Here is a 19,116-nt window from a genome sequence, read left to right on the forward strand (position 1 = left end):
ATATAAAAATGAAATTACATAATTTATTTACTGGCGTTTTCCTTTTAACTACCATGACTTTATGTGTAGGACAGGAAAAGAAAAATGATCAAAGCTTAAAACCTTCAACAGTTAATGAAACAATAGATAGAACAATTTTACCGATTCAACCTCCAAAATATCCTGCGGTGTCAGAATTGGATGCTAGAAAAGTTACAGCACCTCCTAAATTTGAAGTGAAAGCTCCTGAAGGAGCACCCAATGTGGTGGTCATCTTGATAGATGATATTGGGTTCTCTGCATCAGAACCATTTGGTGGTGCTATTGAAACACCAACTTTTGAGACATTAGCGGACAATGGATTGAAGTTTAATCGATTCCACTCTACTGCACTTTGTTCACCAACAAGAGCAGGGTTATTATCTGGAAGAAATCACCATAACGTAAATGTTGGTTCAGTAATGGAAGTTGCTACAGCCAACCATGGTAACAACGGTTTTAGACCTGATGATGCAAAATATGTGGCAGAAACACTTCGTCAAAACGGATATAATACAGCTGCATTTGGTAAATGGCACGAAACAGCTCCTTGGGAGACATCAGTTTCAGGACCGTTCTTCAGATGGCCTACAAACTCAGGATTTGATAAGTTCTATGGATTTATTGGTGGTGAGACGAACATGTGGAACCCTACAATCTATGATGGATCTGTAAGAGTTGAAGTAGAAGCAGAAGGTGAAGAGTATCACTTTACTGAGGATATGACAAATCAGGCGATCAAGTGGGTGAAATTCCAAAAAGCCATGACTCCTGACAAGCCATTTATGGTTTACTATGCACCAGGTGCAGTTCATGCTCCTCACCACGCTCCAAAAGAGTGGATTGAAAAGTATAAAGGTCAATTTGACGAAGGTTATGATGTTTTAAGACAAGAAACTTTCGAACGTCAAAAAGCATTAGGTGTAATTCCTCAAAATACTAAGATCGCACCTAAGCCAGAAGGTCTTACAGACTGGGACAAACTGAGTGACGAAGAGAAGAAGTTATTCGCTGTACAAATGGAAACATATGCTGGATTTATGGAGCACACTGACTATGAGATTGGACGTATGATCAATGCAATAGACGAAATCGGTGAATTAGACAACACACTTATCGTTTATATCATGGGTGATAATGGTTCAAGTGCAGAAGGTGGTTTAATTGGTACATTCAACGAAATGGTTTCACTAAATGCAAACAGAACTGCTGAAACAGTAGATAGTATGTTGGAATATGCAGACGAATGGGGTGGTCCAAACTCTTTCCCTCACTTTACAGCAGCTTGGGCTGTGGCAACAGACGTTCCTTTCACTTGGACAAAACAAGTAGCAGGTGACTTCGGTGGTACTCGTAATGGTATGGTAATGCACTGGCCAAATGGTTTCGAGGCAAAAGGTGAAATTCGTTCTCAATTTACTCACGTAAATGATGTAGCACCTACAATCTTAGACGCGGCTGGTTTACCAGAAGCAAAAATCATCAATGGTGTGGAACAAAAACCTATGGACGGTCAGAGTTTCCTTTATGCAGCAAGAGATGCTGGAGCACAAGAAAAACATGATACACAATATTTTGAGATGTTTGGTAACAGAGCCATCTATCACCAAGGTTGGTTAGCACGTGTGATTCACTCAGTGCCGTGGGAAGTAGCACCGGTAGCGACATTACAAAATGATGTTTGGGAGCTTTACAATACGGACGAAGACTTTGCATTAGCAAACAATTTAGCGGATCAATATCCAGAAAAATTAGAAGAGCTTAAGAAGTTATTCGACAAAGAAGCGATGGAGAACAACGTTTATCCATTAGATGATAGAAAGTATGAGCGTTTCAATGCTGCGATTGCTGGTCGTCCTGACTTAATGGGAGACCGTACTTCAATCACATTAGCAGATGGAATGACAGGTATTACCGAAAATACTTTCTTGAATGTGAAAAACACATCAAAAACAATCACTGCCAACCTTGATTTGAAAGGAAACGACAGAGGTGTAATTATCTGTCAAGGTGGTCAGTTCGGTGGATGGTCACTTTATATGAACGATGGTAAACCTACTTATACTTACAACTGGTTAGGTTTAGAGTCTACGACAATCACTTCTAAAAAATCAATTCCTGCAGGAAGTGCAGAGGTGAAAATGCAATTCGACTACGATGGTGGTGGAAATGGTAAAGGCGGACTTGTAAGATTGTATATCAATGGTGAGCAAGTAGGTCAAGGAAGAATTGAAGATACAACACCACTATTATTCTCACTAGATGAAACAGTAGATGTAGGTAGAGATGATGCTACTCAGGTAGCTTACAAAGAATTCAAAAATACAAAGGATTCTGACTTTACAGGAGTGATTAATGCTGTAACAGTCACGATCCCAGAAAGAAAATAATTGTAATAATTTTAAGAAAGGTTTAGGGGGTATCTCAGAAAAAGAGATACCCTTTTTCATGCGAATTTATTAGAATAAGCAATTTACCTACTAAGAGAAAATGGGTAAATGTCTATCGGAATGAGGTCAACTTTTCGAGAGATTTGAAATATCAAAAAACATTTAATCTCTCAACATGAAAAATCTATTTATAGTAGTATTACTACTGGTATCATCATTCTCATTTGCACAGACGGCTGAAGAAAAAGCACAAGCAAATAATCCCTTAGCCAATTTGACGGCTTTCAATCTCCAACAATATTATTCACCAAATCTTTCGGGAAATAGTGAAGCAACACAATCTTCGTATTGGATGCGATTTGCTACACCTACAGGTAGAGTATTATGGAGAGCTTCATTACCAATCAACACTTACTCAAATCCTGAGTTAGGAATAAGCCTATCTGGACTTGGAGATTTTGACTTATTCGGTGCTTATTTAGCCGTTTCAAAACCAACACTATCAGTTGGTATAGGACCATCGGTGTCAGCTCCGACAGCTACTCACTCGTCGTTAGGTACAGGTAAGTGGACAGCTGGTGCAGCGGCAGTTGCATATGCCAGCGTATCACCTCAATTCCAAGTAGGCGGTTTAGCAATTTGGCGTACTGATGTAGGAGGTGACGCGAATAGAAACGATGTGAATTTCATGGCGATCCAGCCTTTCGCCTTTTGGCAAGTTAACAATGGACTCTACTTCAGAACGGCTCCAACTTGGAATTTCAATTTAGAAAAAGGAGAATACAACGTTCCTGTAGGCTTTGGTATTGGTAAAATAGTAAAGGTCGGAAACACAGTATGCAACTTCTTTATCGAGCCTCAATATTCCGTATTACACTACGGTGATAACCAACCTATTTTTCAGTTGTACTCCGCATTAAATATGCAATTCTAATAGCCTTTTCCCTGTAATAACCTTCTTCCCTAAATCGCTCATTTATCATGAAAACCATATATTTCTTTCTATCATTATTATTAATTTCTCATTTATCATTTAGTCAAACCAATTCTGGAGGTGATGACGAAATTGATACAGGTACTCCGGAAGATATTCCTGTTGAATTGACTTATTTTGAAGCCTATTTAAAAGAAGACAAGGTGATAATGCAATGGGAAACTGCTTCAGAAAACAATGCCGCTTACTTTGCTATTCAACGTTCATCTGATAAAAAATATTGGGAAACGATAGGTAGAGTAAATGCTAGAGGAAACTCTCAATCAGTGATTGCATACAAGTTTGAAGATAATACTCCTTTGTCAGATGCTTTCTATAGACTAAAACAAGTAGATCTTGATGGAGCAAATGAAATATTTGGCCCTATTCAAATTACTTTCACTCATGCAAAAATAGAATTATGTGCTCAAGTAATGCCTAATAATGTAACGAAAGGAAAAGAGACACAAATTCAACTTTCTGGTTTGAATAAGGGAAATGATTTGAGTATTCAAATTTTTAATAACAGAGGAGAAAAGGTATGGGACGAGTATATTGAAAGTGTAAGTTCTAATTCTTATTTAAAACCGATGGAGATTTCTCGACACCATAGTGCTGGCATATATTATATTTTAATAAAATCAGGTCGAGAAGTAACAAGAGAAAGGTTATTTATTCGATAAGTTATCAAAAAATGATATCTAATCTACTCCATCCAAAGGTTTATTATCGCCTTTGGGTGGAGTATTGATGTATTTTGATATTGCTGAAATTTAATTATTAGGAGACAAATTATTTTTATTCCAAAGTGATTGAACCATTAAAGAACTCGTTTCGTTATTGGGTTGTAAAATAACAATTGAGGAGAGTAAGGTAGGGTCAAAAAGAATTATTATTTCAATATATCCAGTAACAGTACAATGTGTTATGTGGGGGTTTACTTTTGTGTAAACTGTTATGACTATTCGATCAACAAGAGAGAAAAAAATATCGAGTATTTAAATAAGAATATCTTTCACCTTTCTTATAATCTTCATGTCATAGAGTGTAAAAGTTCTAGATTATTTTAAATTGACCTCTTATGATAAACCCCAATTAACTATTATACAACCGCCTATGAAACCATCCTATAATACCACTTTATTACTTGACCATTTAAATACGGCAGTATATGTTTTACGATTGAAATCAGATGAAACATTAAATTTTGATATTGTGTATGCAAATTCGGTCAATAAAGATGTTATAGGAACTGACTTGAGGGATTTGGTAGGGACTGACTTTAAAACATCTTTTCCTGAATTATTTGAGACCCGACTTCCTTCATTGTATTACAAATCACTTAGAGAACAGCGAACAGTTAATGTAGGGGAAGTTGAATATGGAGATTGCCAAGTCAGTAAGAACACCTATGTCATTAAGGCTATTCCACTCTCACGTCAAGAAGTAATGGTGACTTGTAACAATATCACCAGATTGAAAAAAGCAGAAAGGGAGTTAATTGAAAATAATATTGTACTCAAAGAAAAAAATAGGTCTTTGGAGGAGTTTGCCTATATCACTTCTCATGACCTTCAAGAACCCTTAAATACAATCACAAGCTTTGTTGAAATTTTTAAAGATAAGTATGATGATATACTAGACGATACGGGACAGATGTGTCTCAGTTATCTAGAAAATTCAGCAATAAGAATGAGTAATATGATCAAAGGGATATTACATCATTCAAGATTAGGAACCAATGTAACCATCACACAAGTAAATCTTAATGAGACTTTGAAGGGTATTGTTGAGGATTTACAGATAATGATTAATGAAAAAAAAGCCATAATTCAGTCCGCTTCCTTACCTACACTCAACGGATGTGAAGTTGGCTTGAGATTACTGTTTCAAAATTTGATAGAGAATGCATTAAAATATCAGAGAAAAGGTAATCAACCAAAAATCATTATTAAGGCGGAACCACAAGAAAACGGTTGGCTTTTTAGCATAGAAGATAATGGAATCGGTATTCGTGAAGAGCATCAAAAGAAGATATTTCAGGTTTTTCAACGATTACATACCGACGAAAGTGTTTATAGAGGTACCGGACTTGGGCTCTCCAACTGTATGAAAATAGTGAAAGTATCTGGAGGTAAGTTATGGGTCAAATCAACTTATGGAAAAGGCAGTACTTTCTTTTTTAACCTACCAAATTTATAATGGATCAATTAGCACATATTTTATTAATCGATGATAGTGAATCAATTAATTTTTTTAATCGGTTGATCATCGAAGACTCAAAAATTACTAGAAAATGTACTTTTTTCTTAAGTGCTGAAAAGGGACTCGATTACCTTAAGCAAGAAGATAAAGAACGTTATCCTTTGCCCAATATCATATTTTTAGATATCAATATGCCAAGGATGAATGGATGGGAGTTTATTACTGAATATGATAAATTAGATATTGAAATTAGAGAACAAATCTCTTTATTTCTTTTAACCACTTCCATCAATGATGATGATCTTCAAAAAGCTAATATGCTTCCTACCGTAAAGGGCTATTTAAATAAACCCTTGTCCGTGGAAACCATAATGTCTGCTTATAATTTGAGTCTAAATGTATTACAAAGAAAGCCGCTTCAGAGTTAAAGCTATAGCGAAGCACTTTTAATAGAAAACCCTCACCTAATAAAATAGATGAGGGTTTTCTAGTTCTGTATAGATTTTTGGATGAAGTGTGCCGATTAAGCTAAACCACTGTTCTCCATTTTTTCTAAGTTGTCAGCAATACGTAAACGGTCGATGAAATCTTGTAATTCACCATCCATAACGATTGGTAAGTTGAACACCGAGTGATTGATACGGTGATCTGTTACACGACCTTGAGGGTAGTTGTACGTACGAATTTTATCCGAACGAGCACCGGAACCTACCATTGACTTACGTTCTGCACCAATCTCTTCTTGACGCTTCTTCTCTTCGATAGCGTAAAGACGAGATTTTAATTCTTTTAATGCCTTGTCGTAGTTTTTCAACTTTGACTTCTCATCCTGACACTGTACGATAATACCTGTTGGAAGGTGAGTAAGACGGATGGCAGAGTAAGTGGTGTTTACTGACTGACCACCAGGTCCAGATGAACAGAATTCGTCACGACGGATATCAGACATGTTCAATTCAATTTCCACGTCATCCATTTCTGGAAGTACCGCCACTGAAGCTACTGATGTATGGATACGTCCTTGAGATTCTGTAGCAGGAACACGTTGTACACGGTGTACACCCGCTTCATATTTCAACATACCGTAAGCATCTTCACCTTGGATGTTGGCTACGATTTTGTTGAAACCACCAGAAGTACCATCTACGAAGTCAGTAATTGATAACTTCCATTTATGTTTTTCACAGAAACGTTGGTACATACGAAGTAAATCTCCAGCGAAGATTGAAGCTTCATCACCACCAGCACCTGCTCTAATTTCAAAGATGGCGTTTTTAGAATCATTAGGATCTTTAGGGATTAAAAGCATTTTTAACTCCTCTTCGATACCTGGAATTCCTTCTTGAAGTTCGTCAAGCTCCATTTTTGCCATTTCGCGCAATTCTGGATCTTTTTCTTCTTCTAATATTTGTTTTGCCTCAGTAATACCTTCAAGCATGTTTTTGTACTCGAAGTATTTCTTGACAACTTTATCTAAATCTTTATATTCCTTATTTAATTTGGCGTATAATTTCATGTCTGAGACAGTCTCAGGCTTCACCAAATCTTCGCTTACTTGATCAAAGCGTTCTTTTATTTTCTCAAGTTTATCTAACATCTCGGATTGACTTTGCTATAATTTCTACAAATGTACGCTTTTTTAATTAAAAGAAATGTTTTAAAAAGTGCTTATGAACATTTGTTCAGTGGATTAAGTATTTGGTTTAATGCTATCTCAGTGTATAATAGATGAAATTATACCACCACTACTTACTCTTGTGGGTAACTTTTCCATTTTCATCCCATTCGTATTTTACTTTAGGGCCAGCGTAATCTTTTCTGTATACGTTATTTTTATTTCTATACTGGGTTAATTTCTTTCTTCTTTGTCGCCCCCTTCGGTCCATGGTGTCATAATATTCAGTCCAATTTCCGATTTTGTAACCGTATTTGTAACTGCCTACTACTTTTTTTCTTCCACTTTCATAAAAAGATTGATAGATACCATTGAGTTGACCATGTTGATAGGGGATTACTTCTTTAACCTTAGTTTGTTTTGAATCATAATAGGTAATTTCGGCGTCCTTTGGGAAACCCATGTAGTAATACTTCTTATCTTTTATGGTTTTATCACTACCATACCAAACCCATCTTCCTGTTAAAAGACCTTTGTAAAAATAACCTGTAGTGACGGTATCCTTTTCAACAATCTTCACATAAGAACCATGAAGTGGAATACCATATTTAGAATTGGAAGTGGATTTTCTTTCAATCTTACGTTCCTTAGGGTTATAATAATATTTCAGTGGAGCATAAGGATTGGGCTTTTCATACTCTGGTAAAACGAAGAAAAGCTCAAACACGACTTTACCTTTGTCACTTGATCGAGTATATTGTTTTTTGGTTTTAATACCCCAAAATACATTACGTTTCTTTTTCTTCTTTCTTTTTACCTGAGCTTTTTCTTCAGGGGCACCAGGGTTCAACTCGATGGTAGGAACATCCTCATCAATTGAGTCTATTGCAACCACCATTGGTTTAGGTATGCTATTTTCACCTTCTTGGTCATTTTCATTCTGACCATAAACAGTATATGAAGACATTCCTATTAAGCAAATTAATAAGAATGCTGATTGAATAAGATAAAAAAGTCTTGTCATCTTTCTAGTATAATTTAGAAATCATCTCCATCATCTTCCTCTTCCGCTGGAATACTATCAAGACTATCTTCCTCTTCCTCATCTTCTGCTGATTTGTCATCCACACCTTCGAAATCATTACCGAAATCACTCTCTTGTTCAATTGCTGAATTGAGATCTAAATCATATTTAGAAGGAATTTCAGAACCATCTTTGTAGGTATTATAGTACCATTCTAAGAATGCAAAGGTCTGTTTTGCTTCACCAGGAGAAACGTCACTTTGTTTCTTAATGTCTTCCATGAAAGCCTTGTTAGAGCTAAATATACTTAATTCTCCTTTATCTTGTCTTATATGATACCAAATTCCTGTTGGTCCCTCTAGGAATATATTAATAAGCCTATCATTAGGTTTACGGTCTCCGTCTTGATCACCTTCTTCTTCTTTCGGGATTTCAATAAAACCAGTCACCACGGTATTAATATCATCACCAAAAGCAGAAAGTAGTTTGACTTGCTCTCCCTTTGAATGGAAAGCTGCGTTGTTACTGTTCCAAACCATTGGGTTGTCCAAAATGACAATATAGTTGTTCAGTAACCTTGCAATGTCGTAGCCATTCAAGTAGTTTTTAAATTGATTTTCATTGAATAACGGAACAATTTGATGGTTTAATGCTCCTAAGCTATCAATTTCGTAATCTTCTGGAAGTACTCTTGGTGCATCTTCTTTATTGGAACGCATATCATTAAGAATATATGCGGCAACTTTAGAAGATAATCGAGGTCCAACTGCAAAAGAAGCATTCATTGTTAGTTCATCAATTTCATGCATTGCAACCCCTTCAGCTGAAGTAATAATAGTTGGTACTTTTTCTTTAGGGTTTGGCTTTAGTAAATCTACTTTACCCCTAAAATTGATTTCATTACGTTGATGATCAAAACTAAACCAATTACCTGCCATTGAAGCAAAGAACTCTTCTTCGCCATTAGCAACTTCATCGAAATACCTTTTAGGTTTAATATTGAAAATACCCTTGTTACTTGTTCCATCTAAAGACTCAAACTTCAATAAACCTTCCACATTAAAGATTTTTCGATGTTCTTTTCTGTATCCATCAGGACGTTCAATGAAACTATTGTATACATATCCATTTTTTTCGTCATAGAAAAGACCCGTAATTAATGGACGATTTTCTTCTACCGAAATTAAATTTTGATCTACAATTACATGTGCTGTAGAGTCTGTATTGTCATCATCATTTGTAGATTCATACTTAAACCATTGTGTGGATTGACCAGGAATATGTAATCGAGCACTACCATCTTTAAAACGGGCTACTTTTTTATTTTCCACTAAGCCGATCTTACCATAGTATTGTAAACCTCCGACAAATAATAAAGGATCATCTTCTGAAATTTTTCCGTAAGCTCTATTTTGTATTGTATTATCATCAAGATCATTATTGTAGAATTCCTTTGCGATAATTCTGTCTATCATGATCAGTTTTGTCTCACCAAGTTCATTTTTATAATTATACTTACCTGTAGCGTTGATTTCTTTTCTTGAAATAAGCTCTACGTTGGCGTCGTATACAGTATGAAGTTTTGTATATCTACTTAAAATAATTTTAGCATTGGTCAAAGGCTCAATCGTGGCTCCATTACTGATTTTTACGGTTTGATTGCTGGAGTCAGGAATAATATCAAGATTATTAACCCTTATCTTGTCAACATTATAGATATTTAATTTACTCGAAGCTAAGTCGTAATTCGCCGAATCACCTTCAATTAGCAAGGAGTCTTGAGTGAGTTCATTTGATATAAACTTACCTTTTTGACCATTACCAGCAGACATGAAGATCTTTTTCGCTTCAATATCCCAAAGTGCTTCTTTAATTGAGGTTTGGAAATTAACGGCAGGGAAAGTAAGTGATGACCTACTACCACTGCTATTTTCTGTACGGATCAGTACTTTATTATCAATGACATTTCTAGCAACTCTAATATCATTACCATGCATTGATGGGCTTCCTTCAATATTAGATTTAATATCAAAAGTGGAGTGCCTACTGATATAACCATCTTTCTGAAACCTGAAATTTTGAGATCTATTATTTGATTCTGAGGTTTCTACTTCTCCCTCTCCAAAGATTTTTGTTGGAAGTAAGGCGAGGTTCCCAGAAAATTTAGTGTCGTCATTATAAATCGTAAAAGGTTCTTCATGTGATCCTTTAAAAGCCATACTATCTTTAAATACATACCATTTCATCTTGTAGGTATGCATATCTACTCTTGGGTGAATGTCAGACTCAATGATACCCTTTGTACCTTTTGTAGTCACAGAATCTGAGTAGAAAATAAAATCTTCCGATTTGAATTCACTACTTAGGTATTCTAACTCTCCTTCTCCTCGAATACCTTTATGACTCAAAGAAAAGTCGCCATCAAAATGACCTTTACCAGACAGTCTAGGACCGAATTCAGTCTTTTTCTCTTTGACATAAATAGGCCATCCTTTTGAACTTCCCCAAGGGGCATTGTGATTGGTGTTTCTTTTTAAACCAAAAATACCTGTAGAGGGGTCCATGACCACACTGTCTATGAATGAAGGGAATATTCCTCCTGTATTTAAGACACCATTGAAAGCAACGTCACTATGTTCTTGTGATGCGTCAACTGTAAATGTGTCAAGTTCAAAGACAATTCTTTTGTCATAGGCACCATTTAGAATTGTAGGTCTGTCGTAATATATTTTTCCGCCTTTGCTTGAACTATCCGATGTTGCGTTGAATGAAGGGTAACCATTAATGCTTAATAAACCACTTTTATTGAATGACTTATTGATATAAAGTGTACCTCCTGAGTCAACAAGAGGGTTTGGAGCTTCTTTTAACTTACCGGTAAGACTGTCTTTTACTATAAAGTTGATAGAATCCACTTCTGTTAGTTGTATTAGGAAACTATCATAATCGAAAGTAAATTCGTTACCTCTGAAAATGTAAGTACCTGCAATAAATTGCCCACCAAATGTAAGTTGTCGCTCTTTTGCAATCGTTAAGCCGGCACTATCCGGAGTAACAGATACATTGAGAGAATCAGAGATAGGGAAGTAAGGTACTTTTTTGAGAATCAATTTAGAGCTATCATCTAAGGAAAGAGTAGCGTTGGCACTTCCATCTTCAGGAAGCAAGGCTGCAATACTCAAATTATCAAAATCTCTGTCATAAAGTGCTTTCTCTTGTCTTGCACTTAAGCTTTCGAAATTCATCCTTGAAGTCATTGACCTTCTTCTTCTTTCACTTGATGCATAAAAATATCGATCAAGATATCTGTAGGCTTTATCATTAAGTTTTACGATTCTTGAGTAAGGGTCATAATCAATAAGTCCATCAATGGCCATTGACCTTAAACTCTCATCAAACTGCTCGTCGTTGATATTAAGTTCTTTGGCAAGTGCTCCAGCATCAAAACATTTTCGTCTATGTGATCTCGAATGATTTACAAGAATCATTAATGGATGGAACTTTTTCATTCCTTGAATTCTGGATACAAATCCAGGATGGAAAAAATCTTCTGATTCAACAATTAGCGGAACGATCTTTTGTCCTCCTATAATTTTAAAATCTAGAGAGTCTTCTTGGATATCCCATTCGATTGCGTCAGCATAAACATTTACATCTTGGGCACTTAATGTAAAAGGATTAAATCTAAAGATATCAGTGGTTTTTCGGAAATACACTTTTTTGGTGCTATCTCCAATACTGAGATAGGTATTGACTGAAGGATGTTCAATAGTGTCATCTTCAGCATAAAAAATATCTACCTTACTTGATTTTGTTCGTATCATTTTACCTTCATCATTGACCCTAACACCTTTGTCAGATCTCAAAGTGAAAAGAGCAGCACTATCATTTTTTACGGTGATAGTTGTAGGAGCTCCAGAAATAGCTTTGGAAACGGTATGCATACCTTTTATCGCAAATCCGCCCTTTAGTTCAATTTCTTCAGGAAGGTTTTTCCAATGTAAATTGTTGTTATAGCTTATAAATTGAGGATAGATCGCCTTTTCAGGAAATTTGTTGAAGTGGCCACTTTTGTAAGTAAATGCACCAATCGCAATCGTATCCAAATAATGGCTAAAGTACATTTCTGCATGGTCTGCTTCAATGTAAGCCACTCTTGTATCAAAACTAAAGTGAGGTAATTCGCACCAAGCAGAATCTTTTGAGAAGTTGACATTTTCCCAAAAGAAACGCCCTCCCTGACAAACAATTGTATCAGATTTGAAGAGGAATGTACCTACAGTATGTTCAAGTAATGCTGTGTCAAATTTGGTGGTAATAAGAAGGTCAGCCTCAGAAATATGAAGCATAGGTCCTTCTAATGGAGGCATTTCTGTTATGCCAGGATCATAATTTTGAATTTCAGAAGGTTGATCGTTACAATCTTCAGAGAAAGCATATGTATCAGCTTCTACACCATTGTCTCTCCCGTCACTGCTTCCTTCTCCATAAACTTCGATATTACTGTCATCTCCATTCCATGAATCTCCCCAATCCGATGCACCGTCATCAGAGCTCCAATTGCTGCTACTGTCATCGCCCCAGTCTACGCTACCGCTGTCCCATGAGTCGTCACCTCCACTATCATCGCCCCAATCTACACTTCCATTGTCTTCCCATGAGGAACTTTCATCGCCAGAGGAGTCGTCTCCCCATTCGGAGGAGCCAGAAGTATCTTCTTGAGCGACATCTTCACCTGATTGAAACCAATCTTCTTTAGGTGTTTCCTTTGTTGCTTCTGTATTTATATCTACGACCATATTATCACTCACATAACCTTCAGCGGCCAATTCGTGCGTGAATTCATACTCTCCACCATTTACTTTGATGGTTGTATATTTTGATTTTTCAATCAGTCTTTTCTCTAAAAATAGTCTTGATTTATAGAAGAAGTTATGGGTGATCTTTGGGGTATAGGAAATAAGGCAAGTATCTGCTATTTCTAAGAATCGAGTAAACTGACCATTATTATGACCTGCAGAGTCTAAAAATGCCATAACACAGCCGTAGTACAAAGCCGCATGTTTTCTATAAGTAATGCGGTTTTTGTGCATACGCTTAGTACTTTTATAAATCCATTTCTTTTGATTTTCCTGAATTACATTGTTTTGCCAATGCGATTCAAAATCAAGCATAATGGTATCACTTCCTAATCGGACACCTTTCTGTAAATACAAATTGAGATCTACTAAAAAGCTATCATATTCTGTAAAAGGATGATAGTATTTTTGGATTAGGGAATCTGATTTTGCATTATTTTCAGACTGTGCCCAAAGCGTTGTAGAGTAAAAACTCAATAAGAAGAGTAGAGGTAGTAATTTATATTGAAGCTTTGAAAACATAAGTTCAAAAGACGGATTTAAAAATAAAAGAGGCTGTAATAGACACTTTTGATCAATTACAGCCTACTAATAAGCTTGTTTCGCAAAAAATACTCCAAAAAGTATTAATTCTCAAATACGGCACTTACCCAATTATCTTTCTCTAAATGTGAAAGGTAAGTAAGACCTACTGAATTTGCTTTTTCAGTAATTATTGGAAGATCTTCTGTGTAAAAACCACTTAATAATAGTTTCCCGCCTTTTGTAATTAGTTTTTGATAAGTAGGCATTTCTTCCAATAATACATTTCTATTGATATTAGCTAACACGATTTCGTATTCATCTAGCTTTTCCATTTCGTGTACTGTTCCTACAGTCACTCTTAAATCCACATTATTAAGAGCAGCATTTTCTAGAGCGTTTTCACAAGACCAATCCTCAATGTCACAAGCATCTACTTGTTTTGCCTCTAGTAATTTAGCCATTACTGCTAAAATTCCAGTGCCACATCCTAAGTCTGCCACATTTTTACCCTTGTGGTCAATCGTCAGTTGGTTTCTTAGCATCAAAGTAGTGGTAGCATGATGTCCAGTACCAAATGACATTTTTGGAGTGATGACAATTTCGTATTTGTATTGAGGGTTAGAAGGGTGGAAAGAAGCTCTAATCTGAAGTTCATCGCTTATCTCTACAGGGTCATAATGACTTTCCCATAGTTTATTCCAGTTTTGCTTTTCTTGCTCTTCAACGGTGTAAGTTATCTGTTCTTCAAAGAAGGCTAAGGCTTCTTTGACTTCATTTTCATTGTAAAGGCCCTTCTCTATGGAAGCTTCAAAACCATGGTCATTTTCAAGAAATGCATCAAACCCAACATTTCCCAATACCGCTTGAAGAACTTCACTTAGCTCTTCATTGCATTTCACATTAATGACGATGTAATTCATGGAATTATTTTATTATTTATTACGGATATAATTTACAAAAGAATAAGCATACGGAGACGTCAAATTTTTTGGGTATTCAAACCTTGAAATTTCTGACCATTGAGTAGGTAGAATATCAGGGAAGAAAGTATCACCAACAAATTGATCGTGTATTTCTGTGATATAAAGCTTATCTGCAATTTTCATTGCCTCTTCATAAATTTTTCCACCACCGATAATAAATACCTCTTGTTCGCCTCTTTCTCTCGCTATTTCTATGGCGTCGGCTAAACTATTGGTTAATTGGCCTCCGTCATAAGTTTGGAAGTCAGGGTTCCTAGAAATGACAATATTTACTCTGTTAGGTAAACACTTACCGATAGATTCATGCGTTTTTCTACCCATGATCACCGTATGGTTAGAAGTCACTTTTTTAAAGTATTTTAAATCAGCAGGAATATGCCAAATCAGCTGATTATCTTTTCCTATCACATTATTAGTAGCTTTTGCTACAATGATGGATATTTTCATATTTTATATATTTATTAAAATTTGTCGAGCCTCTTTTTTAATGGGCAATTCTTTTTTTATTGAGTAAATAAAGAAACATCTGAACTGAGCGAAACAAAATTAAAATTTTTATTCTATGATTCCCAAGTAAAAAGAAATATAACCATAATAAATGATCACATTTTTATTAGGAATACTACTAAAAGTACAATTGAGTAAACTTCTTTATTTTCTATATTGATACAAATCTAAACTACAACTTTTTTAGCTACTGTGATAATGTTAGGTGATAAATTTTAGAAGTAGTCTTATTGGATTAAAATAAGACCTGTAAAAATGAGGTGTGATCTGATAAAGAGGTTCTTGATCTCAATTTTTTAAAACAATTACACTAACAAAAATTTACTTTTATGATTAAGTTTGTTATATTCTAATAAGATTAGTGAAGTGAAGGATAAATTGGATTTTACTTTACTATTTAAGCAGCAGTACTTATCTGATTATTTTTTGATAGGTCCTGCCTTCATTACTCTCTTAACTTGTAGGAGTCACTTATAGAATGTAAATTACTATAGTAAACCCTTATCTTATTTATCTGAACGAAATTAAATTAGCTAGACTTGAAGAATATAATCATCTCTTTAATATTTATCTGTATTACCCCGTTATCTGTTTTTGCTCAATTTCCAGTAGAGGAGGAAGATGAATATTATGAAAAAGAATGGGCTCTAGGTATTATGATGAATACTTATGGAGGAACTATTGGTGGTGCCTCTGTACGTTTCTCTAAGAAATTCTTTTACGAGCATAAAATTGAAGAGTCACTAGGTGTAAACAGTGGTAAAACAAAAGTCACTAGAGGAAGAGTAGGAGAAATTAAGAACGAAAGAAAATACCATTCGTTAAGTATCGAATTCTTGAATATCAAACACCCGAAAGAGCAAAGAAGACAGACTTTCACTGGTGAGGGGGTTGTTTATGGAAAAAGGAACAGACTCTATGCTATCCGACCGATGTTTGGTAAGGAATGGATCATTTTTAAAAAAGCAAGAAAACAAGGAGTCCAAGTAAATGTAATTGTAAACGCAGGTCCTTCTATTGGTTTAGTAACGCCTTATCTCCTAAAGTATAAAAATGATGATGGAGAAATAGTTACTGAACAGCTGACATATGATCAATTTAATACTATAGGTCCTAGAATAGAGGGTACGGGATCTTTTGCTGAAAGTCTTTCCCAAGCAAGTGTAATAGCAGGTCTAGCATTTAAAACCTCACTTTCTTTTGAATTTGGTGTAAACAAAAGAAGTATTACAGGTATAGAGGCTGGAATTATGGCGGATATCTACACTAAGGAGGTGGAGATTATGGCATCAGCAGATAATCGTAGTTATTATTCAGCAATGTTCTTGACTTTCTTTTTTGGAGGTAGAAAGTAACACTGCGATATACACATTATAAAGTAATAAGGTCTAACATTTCAAAAATGTTAGACCTTATTTTTATCATATGATATGTTGATTTTTAAATGCTTTGAAAACAATTTGACGCTTTAGTAAAGTGACTTGTCAAGTTCTTTCAATACCCTTTTGTCTCTAGAATAAATGTCATCATAAAAGTGTACAGCAACATCGGGACCTAGCATTGCCGTAAAATACAGCAAATATACTGTAGGCCTTTCCATTAAAATCACTCTTTTTAATTCGCCCGTTTTAACAATTTCTTCAATTTTTTCTAAAGTGTAACCTTGTTCTTTAAGGAGTTGTTCACCAAGTTTCAAAGGTTCATGCACTCTTATACAACCATGACTAAAGGCTCTTGAATTTCTTTTGAACAAATACCTGGAAGGTGTGTCATGAAGATAAATAGAATACTTATTAGGAAAGATAAATTTGATATATCCTAAAGCATTGCCAGGGCCTGAACCTTGCACAATATAGTAAGGAAAGCTTTTCTGCTTGATAGATTTCCAATCTACAGAATACGGATCCACCTCGTTATTGGATCTATCGTATAATTTCATATTCTGCTTTTTCAAGTAACCTGCATCTTTTTTCAGTTTTGGAAGCATTTCTTTACTCGCAATACTATAGGGCACATTCCAAGTAGGGTTAATATCAATATAACTCATCTTTGCTTTGAAAACTGGCGTTTGATGATAAGGTTTACCAACCACTACATTTGTTTTATAATACCATTGTTCACCTTTATGAAGATACAAGGTAAAATCAGCGATGTTGACAAAAATGAAATTATCATCATCTTCATGATTAATCCATCGAGCTCTTTCTAGATTCACTCTGAGTGTGTTAATCCTATTAGCAATAGGGACATTTAATGCTTTTAGGGTCGCTTTTCCTACTTTACCGTCTTGCTCTAATCCATACATTTTTTGAAATGCAATGATAGATTGTTTTAAATTATCATTATAGATTGTAGATGTAGTGTCTAGAAGAGGAATTGAAACATAGGAAGAGTCTAAAATAGGAGAAGGATTAAATGGAATCATCGATGTAACCGTGTCAATGACCGGCTGACTTGATGGAGCATTAACAATAGCTATTCCTTCTTGTTGAGATCTAAAAGTTGTATCTACTTTAAGTACCGTGGAATCAATTGGAATTAAATTGCCTGTAATGGCTAACCTTTTTCTTAACTCCGGAATAAATTGGTTATTATCACCTAATTCGATGGCTTCAATTTTATGAAGTTTAGCATAGCCTCCGTTGGCTTCAATTTCTCTGAAGTTTCTCAGTGAAGTTTTCAAACCATTATAGAGGAGGTTGTGAGGTTTGATGGCCGCTGTTGCTTCAAGAATCATTTCTTTTTCGATAGGAGCCAAAAAGAGATTGATTCTATCTTCTGTAAATTCCTTGGTGTCAAAATTCCAAGTAGAGGAAATTGTTTCTGGTTGTACTTTCCCCCAAATCAAATGTGAGCTAAGCAGAATGCCGGCATCTGTCATCACAATATCATAAAGTGCTTTTTCTTCTTCTGTAAGTGAAGGTTTATTTTTGAGTTCTATGATTTTTGCCAAATGATAATGCTCAGGTGTTAGCCCGTCATTGTAACTATCATTAATGACAAAAATAAGATCTTCAATATTTTTTTTGGAACTCCAAATGGGTTGGTAATTTCTTTTCTCATAAATAAGTGGCATTAAACTGTCAGAAAAGATTTTGATACCATAAGAATGGTTTCCAGTGTTAAGTAATTGAAGAACGGTTTTTATATCGGAAGTCTGTTGCGAAAAAAGTGTATTGGAAAATAGAATAGAGATAAAAAATACTATTGTACCAATACACTTTTGCCAACAAACAAGAGTATTAGTTTGTTGCATATTTTTGAAAGTAACCTTTCAGTTTTTAAGAGCTTGTTTTAGTTAGGTTGTGGAGCTTTATTCTCCTTTTTGTTCTTCGAGAATATTTTCATCATATTTCATGATATTCTCTAAACATTTTGTTAGTAGGTCTGCAGCTTGTTCCACTTCTTCCAATGGAATTCCCTTAGTGATAGAAAGAATAGCTTCTTCAGCAATTCCTACGACTTGTTCCTTAAGGTCTCTTGCTTTTCTTGTTAGATAAATAAGCTTTGATCTTTTATCATTAGGATTAGGAACTCTTGTCACCAAGTTGTTCTTCTCCATGTTATCGACCAAACTTGTGATACTAGCTCTATTTTTTAATAGAAATGTAGCAAACTCTTGTTGAGCTCGTCCATCTTTGTCCCATAGCATTACAAGCACATCCCATTGTTCTCTCGAAATAGGTAAACCTTCACGTTCAAAAGCACGCCCCAAAGTATAGTTTCCTAACCTAGATACCTGTGCTATGATTTTAGTTAGACGTCTTCTTTTCTCAACATCTTCGCTCATTAATGTGCTCATAGATATGAATTTGAATTGATAAGTAATTAAATGTCCTGTAATGTAATTAATTGTTTGTGTTTAATCAAAAATAAAAAGCGAAAATTATGATTGAGTACTGGCACACCTAAGTAGAGACTTAACCACTTTATTTTACTCGTTTTGTCATGCTGGTAAATTAAAACAAGACAATTTGTCGTTAAAATATAATATTCCGTTAAACAAAAATGTCATAT

13 protein-coding genes are annotated in these 19,116 nt (G+C 35.2%); 6 read left to right on the top strand and 7 right to left on the bottom strand.

Going from position 1 to position 19,116, the window contains the following annotated elements; all coding sequences use genetic code 11:
- Positions 1 to 8 precede the first annotated feature (8 nt).
- From IC221_RS00300 to IC221_RS00320, 5 genes are all read left to right on the top strand, one after another.
- Positions 9 to 2,408: an arylsulfatase gene (locus IC221_RS00300; protein WP_223241245.1), complete on the top strand. Its 2,400-nt coding sequence runs from the start codon at positions 9 to 11 to the stop codon at positions 2,406 to 2,408.
- Between the two features lie 175 nt (positions 2,409 to 2,583).
- Positions 2,584 to 3,342 carry a hypothetical protein gene (locus tag IC221_RS00305; RefSeq protein ID WP_188167063.1) on the top strand — a complete coding sequence of 253 codons (759 nt, stop codon included), beginning with the start codon at positions 2,584 to 2,586 and terminating at the stop codon, positions 3,340 to 3,342.
- 47 nt (positions 3,343 to 3,389) lie between these two features.
- Positions 3,390 to 4,064: a T9SS type A sorting domain-containing protein gene (locus tag IC221_RS00310; RefSeq protein ID WP_188167064.1), complete on the top strand. Its 675-nt coding sequence runs from the start codon at positions 3,390 to 3,392 to the stop codon at positions 4,062 to 4,064.
- 433 nt (positions 4,065 to 4,497) lie between these two features.
- Positions 4,498 to 5,583, top strand: coding sequence for an ATP-binding protein (locus IC221_RS00315; RefSeq protein WP_188167065.1), 1,086 nt, complete (start codon positions 4,498 to 4,500; stop codon positions 5,581 to 5,583).
- Positions 5,583 to 6,014 (top strand): response regulator, encoded by a 432-nt coding sequence (locus tag IC221_RS00320; protein ID WP_188167066.1) that lies wholly within the window; start codon positions 5,583 to 5,585, stop codon positions 6,012 to 6,014. The genes IC221_RS00315 and IC221_RS00320 overlap by 1 nt, the downstream gene beginning before the upstream one ends.
- Positions 6,015 to 6,109: 95 nt before the next feature.
- Here the strand turns inward: IC221_RS00320 and prfA are convergent, their stop codons facing one another.
- The 5 genes from prfA to IC221_RS00345 form a co-directional block, all read right to left on the bottom strand.
- The gene (prfA, locus tag IC221_RS00325) at positions 6,110 to 7,183 is read right to left on the bottom strand and encodes a peptide chain release factor 1 (RefSeq protein ID WP_188167067.1); all 1,074 of its coding nucleotides are present in this window, start codon (positions 7,181 to 7,183) and stop codon (positions 6,110 to 6,112) included.
- Between the two features lie 148 nt (positions 7,184 to 7,331).
- Positions 7,332 to 8,225 carry a toxin-antitoxin system YwqK family antitoxin gene (locus tag IC221_RS00330; RefSeq protein ID WP_188167068.1) on the bottom strand — a complete coding sequence of 298 codons (894 nt, stop codon included), beginning with the start codon at positions 8,223 to 8,225 and terminating at the stop codon, positions 7,332 to 7,334.
- A 14-nt stretch (positions 8,226 to 8,239) separates the two neighbouring features.
- Positions 8,240 to 13,606, bottom strand: a complete 5,367-nt coding sequence (locus tag IC221_RS00335) for a hypothetical protein (protein ID WP_188167069.1) — start codon at positions 13,604 to 13,606, stop codon at positions 8,240 to 8,242.
- Positions 13,607 to 13,710: 104 nt separating this feature from the next.
- Positions 13,711 to 14,529, bottom strand: coding sequence for a 50S ribosomal protein L11 methyltransferase (prmA, locus tag IC221_RS00340; RefSeq protein ID WP_188167070.1), 819 nt, complete (start codon positions 14,527 to 14,529; stop codon positions 13,711 to 13,713).
- Between the two features lie 12 nt (positions 14,530 to 14,541).
- Positions 14,542 to 15,039, bottom strand: coding sequence for a dihydrofolate reductase (locus IC221_RS00345; protein WP_188167071.1), 498 nt, complete (start codon positions 15,037 to 15,039; stop codon positions 14,542 to 14,544).
- 599 nt (positions 15,040 to 15,638) lie between these two features.
- Between IC221_RS00345 and IC221_RS00350 the strand changes: the two genes are divergently transcribed.
- Positions 15,639 to 16,454 (top strand): hypothetical protein, encoded by an 816-nt coding sequence (locus tag IC221_RS00350; protein WP_188167072.1) that lies wholly within the window; start codon positions 15,639 to 15,641, stop codon positions 16,452 to 16,454.
- A 113-nt stretch (positions 16,455 to 16,567) separates the two neighbouring features.
- Here the strand turns inward: IC221_RS00350 and IC221_RS00355 are convergent, their stop codons facing one another.
- Positions 16,568 to 18,355, bottom strand: coding sequence for a murein L,D-transpeptidase (locus IC221_RS00355; RefSeq protein WP_188167073.1), 1,788 nt, complete (start codon positions 18,353 to 18,355; stop codon positions 16,568 to 16,570).
- Positions 18,356 to 18,412: 57 nt separating this feature from the next.
- Complete coding sequence (locus IC221_RS00360) at positions 18,413 to 18,901, bottom strand: MarR family winged helix-turn-helix transcriptional regulator (protein ID WP_188167074.1); 489 nt, start codon at positions 18,899 to 18,901, stop codon at positions 18,413 to 18,415.
- Positions 18,902 to 19,116 lie beyond the last annotated feature (215 nt).

Source organism: Flammeovirga sp. EKP202, from assembly GCF_014534745.1.
Classification (GTDB): Bacteria; Bacteroidota; Bacteroidia; order Cytophagales; family Flammeovirgaceae; genus Flammeovirga.

What these genes read in the sequence shown, in the direction of transcription:
- IC221_RS00300 (WP_223241245.1), top strand. Translation starts at nt 9, where the DNA reads ATGAAATTACATAATTTATTTACTGGCGTTTTCCTTTTAACTACCATG.
- IC221_RS00305 (WP_188167063.1), top strand. Translation starts at nt 2,584, where the DNA reads ATGAAAAATCTATTTATAGTAGTATTACTACTGGTATCATCATTCTCA.
- IC221_RS00310 (WP_188167064.1), top strand. Translation starts at nt 3,390, where the DNA reads ATGAAAACCATATATTTCTTTCTATCATTATTATTAATTTCTCATTTA.
- IC221_RS00315 (WP_188167065.1), top strand. Translation starts at nt 4,498, where the DNA reads ATGAAACCATCCTATAATACCACTTTATTACTTGACCATTTAAATACG.
- IC221_RS00320 (WP_188167066.1), top strand. Translation starts at nt 5,583, where the DNA reads ATGGATCAATTAGCACATATTTTATTAATCGATGATAGTGAATCAATT.
- prfA (WP_188167067.1), bottom strand. Translation starts at nt 7,183, where the DNA reads ATGTTAGATAAACTTGAGAAAATAAAAGAACGCTTTGATCAAGTAAGC.
- IC221_RS00330 (WP_188167068.1), bottom strand. Translation starts at nt 8,225, where the DNA reads ATGACAAGACTTTTTTATCTTATTCAATCAGCATTCTTATTAATTTGC.
- IC221_RS00335 (WP_188167069.1), bottom strand. Translation starts at nt 13,606, where the DNA reads ATGTTTTCAAAGCTTCAATATAAATTACTACCTCTACTCTTCTTATTG.
- prmA (WP_188167070.1), bottom strand. Translation starts at nt 14,529, where the DNA reads ATGAATTACATCGTCATTAATGTGAAATGCAATGAAGAGCTAAGTGAA.
- IC221_RS00345 (WP_188167071.1), bottom strand. Translation starts at nt 15,039, where the DNA reads ATGAAAATATCCATCATTGTAGCAAAAGCTACTAATAATGTGATAGGA.
- IC221_RS00355 (WP_188167073.1), bottom strand. Translation starts at nt 18,355, where the DNA reads ATGCAACAAACTAATACTCTTGTTTGTTGGCAAAAGTGTATTGGTACA.
- IC221_RS00360 (WP_188167074.1), bottom strand. Translation starts at nt 18,901, where the DNA reads ATGAGCACATTAATGAGCGAAGATGTTGAGAAAAGAAGACGTCTAACT.